The organism is uncultured Tenacibaculum sp., from assembly GCF_947502995.1.
GTDB lineage: Bacteria > Bacteroidota > Bacteroidia > Flavobacteriales > Flavobacteriaceae > Polaribacter.
On sequence record NZ_CANNBW010000042.1, the window covers coordinates 1 to 7751 of the forward strand.

The window sequence follows — 7751 nt, forward strand, 5'->3', positions numbered from 1 at the left end:
GTTTATAATAATTTGAGACCACATTTGAGTTTGAATATGAAAACTCCTAATTTTATACACAACAAAAAACCAGAGAATCTAGCTTCTCTGGTTTAAATAATACTTTTTAAAACTGTCAACCTATTTTAGGACGACTCATAAATTAAACTTTTTTATTTAAAATCAGCATCGGTAACACCTTCATTGATTTTAATTTCTTTTACTTGGAAGTTTAATTCCATTGGTCCCATTTTTTGAATAATTTTATGAGGGAATTTTACACCGTTTACTTCTTTGTAATCAGAAAAGTTTGTTGGTATTTGTTGATCTCCTCTTGGAGTTTTTACTGTTTTTATAGTTTTTACTTTATATCCAGTTTTAACATCATAAAAAACTTCTAAGTCATTATATTTTAAAACATATGCATTGCTACCATCAACTGCTTCAATACGATCTAGTTTACCAGACTTATAAATCTCATCTTCAAATGGAGTTCTATTAGATTTTGCTTCTTCAGTTTGTTTTTCATTAAAGTCGAATCTACGTCCTTGTTGCTCTGTATAACCTTTTTCTCCATCGAAAATATTTTTCATGAAAGTTTGTCCCATACCAGTAACAACTGTTGAAGTTTTGTTAGGAGAAGCAGTTTTTGTTGTTAAAACAACATCTATACCTTGAACTTTACCATTAGCTACAGTAAAAACAGATTTTATATTATCTAATTTATCTTTACCTCCTATAACTTTAAAGTAATTATTTACTACAGATGCTGCTGTTACACCAGCAGGAATAGGTAAGTTCATTTCTGGCTTAGTAGTAGAATTTCCTTTCTTATCAAAATATTTGATTTCGTAATCAGTAGTTTTTTCAAGGTTTGTTAAAACATCGATTCCTTTACCAGTAATAAAAATTCTTGCTTTATCTCCTTTAAAATATTTTTGTGCTGCATTTTGAAGATCTTCTAAAGTTACAGAGTTAATATTCTCTAAATAATTTTCATAAAAATCTTCAGGTAAATTATAACGAGCAATATTTAAAGCATAGTTAGCAACTGTTCTTGGTTTTTGTACATCCATTACAAAATCTCCAACATATTTTGCTTTTGCATTTTTTAATTCTTCTGCTGAAACTTTTTCAAAACGAATTTTCTTAATTTCTTTTTGTAATTCAACTACAGCACTATCAGTTACCATATTACGAACACTAGCAGTAGCTCTAAATGTACCAGCATATCTACTTTGACTTAAGCGAGAGTAAGAACCGTAAGTATACCCTTTATCTTCACGTAAATTCATAAATAAACGTGCAGTTCCACCACCACCAAGAATATTATTAGCTAATAAACCAGCGTAGTAATCTTTATCACCTAAAGTTAAATCAACATTGTTTACTACCGCGATTTCAGATTGAACCGCATTTGGCATGTTAATAAAGTTGATTTCTGTTTTACTTGGATTAGTTGTTTTTGGCATAGTGTAAGCAGGAATAGTTCCTTTTGTCCAATCACTAAACAACTTCTTAATTAATTTCTTAGTTTCTCTAGGGTTAATATCTCCTACGACTACTAAATAAGCATTATTAGGTCTATAATATGTGTTATAATTATTCTTTACATCTTCTAATGTAATATTCTTAATTGTTTCTGGAGTAGTATATTCACCAAAAGGATGATCTTTTCCATAGGTTAAATAACTTTCAACACGTCTTGCAATTGCAGTAACATTTTTCTCGTTATTCTTAAGATTTTCAAGAGTTCTTTCAACTTCTTTATCAAACTCATCTTTTGAAAAAAGAGGGTTTTTTACTCCATCAGCCATTAAACCTAAAATTTCAGGAAAATACTTTTTTAATGAAGAAGCAAAAGCACCACTACTAGAAAAACCAACATTAGCTCCTAAATAATCTACTTTTTCATTAAAGTCATCTTTAGAGATAGAAGTTGTTCCATTTCCTAATAAACCACCTAAAAGTCCAGAAACACCAGCTTTATTTCCTTCAAAATAAGGTTTGTTATCTATCGATAAACTTGCTGAAACTCTAGGTAATTTGTGGTTTTCAACCATTATTACTTGTAAACCATTAGAAAGTTTAAACTTTTCTGGCTTTCCTAATTTAACTTTAGGAGCAGGCCCTGGTTTTGGTTGTGAATTTAAATCTCTTTGAGCATTTGTAGCAAAAGTCATTGCTATAATGGCTACGAATGATAATATTTTTGTTTTCATGATTTTGTTTCGTTCTTTTTGATATTGAAATTATTTCTTTTGCTCTGGTAAATATTCCATCACTAATCTCTGATTAGGATTTAAATATTTCTTAGCTACATTTCTAATATCTTCTCTAGTAATAGATCTGAAAATATCGATTTCAGTATTAATTAAGTTAGTATCTCCATATAACATGTTGTAAGTTGCTAATGAACTAGCAATACCTTCAACACTAGAGTTAGAGCTTACAAATCTATTTTCGAATTGATTTTGTAATTTTTGGAAATCTTTTTCAGAAATTAATTCGTTTTGAAGTTTTACAATTTCTTCATCAATTTCTTTCAATAATTCATCTAATTTAACTTTACCTAAAGGAATTCCAAATAAAGCATAAGTACCGTAATCTTCTTGACTTAAATTAACTGCTTGAACAGCTAATGCCATTTTCTTTCTATCTACTAATTTCTTGTATAAAACAGAACTTTTTCCTGTACTTAAATATGAAGAAATCATATCTAAAACTCTAGAGTCTCTAGTTTTCATAGAAGGAGTTCTATACGCAGCGATCATAGCAGGAATTTGAATGTTAGGATCGTAAGCTTTAGCATTAATTTGTTGAGTAATTGGTTCCTCTTTAGGAAAATCTTTTACTACATCTTTACCTCTCGGAATTCTACCAAAGTACTCTTTAATTAATTTCTTAGCTTCCTTAATTTTAATATCACCAGCAACAACTAAGGTAGCATTATTAGGAACATAAAACTTTTTGTTAAATGCTAAAAACTCATCTAAAGTAGCAGCATCTAAATGTTCCATTTTACCAATTGTAGTTCCTTTATAAGGATGCTTTTTAAACATGTGTTTTTTTACATTTTCTAATATTCTAGAATATGGTTGATTATCAACACGTAGTCTTTTTTCTTCCTTTACTACTTCATTCTGAGTATCAACACCATCTTGTTTGATAATAGGATGTAATAAACGCTCAGATTCCATCCAAAGCCCCAATTCTAAATTGTTAGATGGAAAAATTTCGTAGTAATAAGTTCTGTCATCAGTAGTATTGGCATTGTTTCTACCTCCATTTGAAGAAACTATTTTAAACCAATCTCCTTTTTTTATGTTTTTAGTTCCTTCAAATAAAAGGTGTTCAAAAAAGTGAGCCATTCCAGTTCTGTCTGGTTGCTCATCTTTAGCACCAACATGATACATAACTGAAGTTACAACAACAGGAGCAGATTTATCTTCATGCAAAATTACATGCATACCATTGTTTAAATCATACTCTTCAAATTCTACTTTCTGTGCTTTAGCTGAAATTACCGCAGCTACAGTAGCTAGAGTTACTATTATTTTTTTCATTAGTTAAATTTGTTTTTCAGTGATTTGGGAGTTTGACGCAACATCAATCTGTTTGTTACACTGTTTTTTTTAATAATTTAATTTAATTTTAGTTTTGTAAAGATACGGACTATTGATAAATAGAAATTTTATCTGTATTTTTATTGTTTTAAGGACTTGTTATACAGAATAAAAAGTGTATATTTGCAGCCGCATTTCGCGTGGAAATGTGATAAGTAATTAAAAATAAACGCAAAACAAATTCGTATGTACGCAATCGTAGAGATAGCAGGGCAACAGTTTAAAGTAGCAAAAGACCAAAAAGTTTACGTTCACCGTTTACCAGAGGCAGAAGGATCTAAAGTGACTTTTGATAAGGTAATGTTAATTGATGACAATGGTAGTGTAACTATTGGCGCCCCAGCTATAGAAGGTGCAGGTGTAACTGCAAAGATTTTAGGACACTTAAAAGGAGACAAAGTAATCGTTTTCAAGAAGAAAAGAAGAAAAGGTTACAAAAAGAAAAATGGTCACCGTCAATACTTAAGTGAAATCCAAATCGAAAATATTGCTGCTTCAGGCGTAAAAGCTGCTAAGAAAGCTGCTCCTAAAAAAGAAGAAGCTAAAGCTGAACCAGCTAAAGAAGCAAATACAGAGACTAAAGAACTAGGTTCTATGACTGTTGCAGAGTTAAAAGCTCTTGCTAAAGAAAGAGGTATCACTGGTTATACTTCTTTAAAGAAAGCTGAATTAATTGAAGCTTTAAGTAAGTAATTAATTTTAAAAACTTAGAAAGATGGCTCATAAGAAAGGTGTCGGTAGTTCGAAGAACGGTCGTGAATCGGAATCGAAACGATTAGGAGTAAAGATTTTTGGAGGACAAGCTGCTATTGCAGGTAATATTATTGTTCGTCAAAGAGGAACTCAACATTACCCAGGTGAGAATGTTTACATGGGAAAAGATCATACTTTACATGCTAAAGTTGATGGTGTTGTACAATTCCAAAAGAAGAGAGATAACAGATCTTATGTTTCTATACTTCCATTTGAAGCTTAAGAAACTTAGATTTTCGATATAAAAAACGCTCAATCATTGATTGAGCGTTTTTTATTTTTATAATACTTGCATTTAAATTTCAGCATTCCATTCATTATAAAATTGTTGTAAGAAGTTTTCCATATAAGAATGTCTTTGCTCTGCCATCTTTTTACCAGCCGATGTATTCATTTTATCTTTTAATAATAATAGTTTTTCATAGAAATGATTAATTGTTGGGGCAGTAGACTTCTTATATTCTTCTTTAGACATATTTAAGTTAGGTTTAATTTCAGGATCATATAAAACTCTATTTTTAAATCCACCATAATTAAAACATCTTGCAATTCCTATAGCTCCAATTGCATCTAAACGGTCGGCATCTTGTACAATATCTAATTCTATTGACTTAAACTCTTGTGTAAAGTTTCCGCCTTTAAAAGAAATATTTTCAATAATTTTTATGACGTGTATTATGGTATTTTCTTCAACTTCTTGTGTTTCTAAAAATACTCTAGCTTTTTTAGGTCCGATCGTTTCATCTCCATTATGAAATTTACTATCTGCGATATCATGCAATAAAGCACCTAAAGCAATAATTAAGTTATCTCCTTGTTGCTCTTGTTTAGCTATTTTCATAGCATTTTTATATACACGTTCAATATGAAAAAAATCATGTCCGCCTTCAGCATCTTGTAATACTGATTTAACATGACTTATAGTGTTATTAATAACTTCTGTAGTTCGGTTCATAGTTCAAAAATAAAAAATCCTACTAGTGATAGTAGGATTTTAATAAAATTTATAACTAATAAAATTTATACTGTTAAAGCACTTTTAATTAAATTTTTTTCTACCAAATACTCAGCAATTTGAACAGCATTTGTTGCTGCACCTTTTCTTAGATTATCTGAAACTATCCATAAGTTTAATGTATTTGCTTGTGATAAATCTCTACGAATTCTACCAACAAATACTTCATCTTTACCATGAGCGTTTAATGGCATAGGATAATCATTATTTTCAATATCATCTTGAACAATTACTCCCGGAGTTTCAGCTAAAATTTGTCTAACTTCATTTAATTCAAAATCATTTTCAAATTCAATATTCACAGACTCAGAATGCCCTCCAACTACAGGTATTCTTACTGCTGTAGCTGTAATTCCTATACTAGCATCGTTTAATATTTTATGCGTTTCTCTAGTTAACTTCAACTCTTCTTTAGTATAACCAGCTTCTTCAAAAACATCACAATGTGGTAATGCATTTTTATGGATAGGGTGTGGGTAAGCATTTTCTCCTTCAACACCATTAACTTCATTTTCTAATTGTTGTACAGCTTTTACACCAGTTCCTGTAATAGATTGATATGTAGAAATCACCAATCTTTTCATATCATATTTTGCATGTAAAGGAGCTAAAGCCATTACCATTTGAATTGTAGAACAGTTTGGGTTAGCAATAATTTTATCACTTTCAGTTAGCTCGCTTGCGTTAATTTCAGGTACTACTAACTTTTTAGTAGGATCCATTCTCCAAGCAGAAGAATTATCAATTACTGTTGTACCTACTTCAGCAAATTTAGGAGCCCATTCTAAAGAAGTACTTCCACCAGCAGAAAATAAAGCGATATCTGGTTTTAAGTTCACTGCATCTTGTAATCCGATTACATTGTATGTATTTCCTTTGAAGGTCATTTCTTTACCTACAGAACGTTCTGAAGCAACTAAATATAACTCGCTAATATTAAAGTTTCTTTCTTCTAAAATTTGTAACATTACATTACCTACCATTCCTGTTGCACCAACTACAGCTACTCTCATGATGAAATATATTTTTATACTTTGATTTTTAATTTCTTACTACAAATTTCAGTAAAAAAAGTTTTAAAACCATGGTAAAAGTATATAAAATTCATATTTTGTTGAAATTTAAACAAAATGATCTATAGGAAATAAAAACTAAAATTCTGTACATTTGCAGCCTAAAATATTGTTTAACTTAAAAAGGTATAGCATGCAACTGTACAACAAGTTAAGCGCAGAAGAACGCGCTAAATTAATTGACGAAGCGGGCAAGGACCGTCTTACTATTTCTTTCTATCAGTATTTCAAGATAGAAAACCCACAGATTTTTAGAGATAAATTATTTATAGAATGGAATGCTTTAGATGTTCTAGGTAGAACCTATGTTTCATATGAAGGAATTAATGCTCAAATTTCTGTACCAGCTGAGAACTTTCTAGCATTAAAAGAGCAATTAGATAGTATTTCTTTTTTAAAGGATATTAGATTAAATGTTGCTGTTGAGCAAGACAATAAATCTTTCTTAAAACTTAAAGTAAAAGTTAGAAAGAAGATTGTAGCAGATGGTTTAAATGATGATACGTTTGATGTAACTAATAAAGGAGTGCATTTGTCAGCTGAAGAGTTTAATAAAATGCTAGAAGATCCAAATACTGTTTGCGTAGATATGCGTAACCACTATGAAAGTGAAATAGGACATTTTAAAGGTGCTGTTACACCAGATGTAGATACGTTTAGAGATTCTTTAGATATTATTGAAGAGGATTTAAAAGAACATAAAGAAGATAAAAATCTTTTAATGTATTGTACAGGTGGAATTCGTTGCGAAAAAGCTTCGGCATATTACAAACACAAAGGATTTAAAAATGTTTTCCAATTAGAAGGGGGAATCATTGAATACACAAGACAAGTAAAGTCTGAAGGATTAGAAAATAAGTTTTTAGGAAAGAACTTTGTTTTTGATCATAGAAGAGCAGAACGTATATCGGATGATGTAATTTCTAATTGTCATCAATGTGGAAAGCCTTGTGATACACATACAAATTGTGCGAATGAAGGTTGTCATTTGTTATTTATTCAATGTGATGAATGTGCTGAGAAAATGGAGAATACTTGTTCACCTGAATGTCAAGAAATAATTCATTTGCCATTTGAAGAGCAAAAAGCTTTACGTAAAGGGAAACATGCTAGTAATAAGATTTTCAAAAAAGGAAGATCTGAAAAGCTTAAATTTCAAAAAAGTAATAGTTAACATAAACTATTTATTCCATAAAAAAGCCACATCATTAATGTGGCTTTTTCTATATAAATGTCCCGTCCTGAAATAAGTTTACACAATTTAGACTTATTTTATGAATAACACTGTACCCAAGAAAAAGCGAA

General features: G+C 30.2%; 7 protein-coding genes. 3 read left to right on the forward strand and 4 right to left on the reverse strand.

Features of this window, described 5'->3' with window-relative positions; all coding sequences use genetic code 11:
- Window positions 1-152: 152 nt before the first annotated feature.
- Together Q1A46_RS20545 and Q1A46_RS20550 are read right to left on the reverse strand one after the other, a co-directional pair.
- Entirely contained in the window at window positions 153-2201 is a 2049-nt protein-coding gene (locus tag Q1A46_RS20545; RefSeq protein WP_299683498.1) for a pitrilysin family protein, read from the reverse strand.
- A gap of 30 nt (window positions 2202-2231) precedes the next feature.
- On the reverse strand, window positions 2232-3545 hold the full coding sequence (locus Q1A46_RS20550; RefSeq protein WP_299683500.1) for a pitrilysin family protein: 1314 nt from the start codon (window positions 3543-3545) through the stop codon (window positions 2232-2234).
- 246 nt (window positions 3546-3791) lie between these two features.
- Between Q1A46_RS20550 and rplU the strand changes: the two genes are divergently transcribed.
- Window positions 3792-4298, forward strand: a complete 507-nt coding sequence (gene rplU, locus Q1A46_RS20555) for a 50S ribosomal protein L21 (RefSeq protein WP_299683502.1) — start codon at window positions 3792-3794, stop codon at window positions 4296-4298.
- Between the two features lie 22 nt (window positions 4299-4320).
- The gene (rpmA, locus tag Q1A46_RS20560) at window positions 4321-4581 is read left to right on the forward strand and encodes a 50S ribosomal protein L27 (protein ID WP_095071530.1); all 261 of its coding nucleotides are present in this window, start codon (window positions 4321-4323) and stop codon (window positions 4579-4581) included.
- 72 nt (window positions 4582-4653) lie between these two features.
- On the opposite strand, the gene Q1A46_RS20565 is transcribed toward rpmA, so the two are convergent.
- On the reverse strand, window positions 4654-5313 hold the full coding sequence (locus tag Q1A46_RS20565; RefSeq protein ID WP_299683507.1) for an HD domain-containing protein: 660 nt from the start codon (window positions 5311-5313) through the stop codon (window positions 4654-4656).
- A gap of 65 nt (window positions 5314-5378) precedes the next feature.
- Window positions 5379-6386 carry an aspartate-semialdehyde dehydrogenase gene (locus Q1A46_RS20570; protein ID WP_095071534.1) on the reverse strand — a complete coding sequence of 336 codons (1008 nt, stop codon included), beginning with the start codon at window positions 6384-6386 and terminating at the stop codon, window positions 5379-5381.
- Between the two features lie 193 nt (window positions 6387-6579).
- On the opposite strand from Q1A46_RS20570, the gene Q1A46_RS20575 reads away from it, so the two are divergent.
- Entirely contained in the window at window positions 6580-7620 is a 1041-nt protein-coding gene (locus Q1A46_RS20575; protein ID WP_095071536.1) for a rhodanese-related sulfurtransferase, read from the forward strand.
- Window positions 7621-7751: the final 131 nt, after the last annotated feature.

Excerpts from the sequence above, each read along its gene's own strand:
- Q1A46_RS20545 (WP_299683498.1), bottom strand. The coding sequence starts at position 2,201 with ATGAAAACAAAAATATTATCATTCGTAGCCATTATAGCAATGACTTTT.
- Q1A46_RS20550 (WP_299683500.1), bottom strand. The coding sequence starts at position 3,545 with ATGAAAAAAATAATAGTAACTCTAGCTACTGTAGCTGCGGTAATTTCA.
- rplU (WP_299683502.1), top strand. The coding sequence starts at position 3,792 with ATGTACGCAATCGTAGAGATAGCAGGGCAACAGTTTAAAGTAGCAAAA.
- rpmA (WP_095071530.1), top strand. The coding sequence starts at position 4,321 with ATGGCTCATAAGAAAGGTGTCGGTAGTTCGAAGAACGGTCGTGAATCG.
- Q1A46_RS20565 (WP_299683507.1), bottom strand. The coding sequence starts at position 5,313 with ATGAACCGAACTACAGAAGTTATTAATAACACTATAAGTCATGTTAAA.
- Q1A46_RS20570 (WP_095071534.1), bottom strand. The coding sequence starts at position 6,386 with ATGAGAGTAGCTGTAGTTGGTGCAACAGGAATGGTAGGTAATGTAATG.
- Q1A46_RS20575 (WP_095071536.1), top strand. The coding sequence starts at position 6,580 with ATGCAACTGTACAACAAGTTAAGCGCAGAAGAACGCGCTAAATTAATT.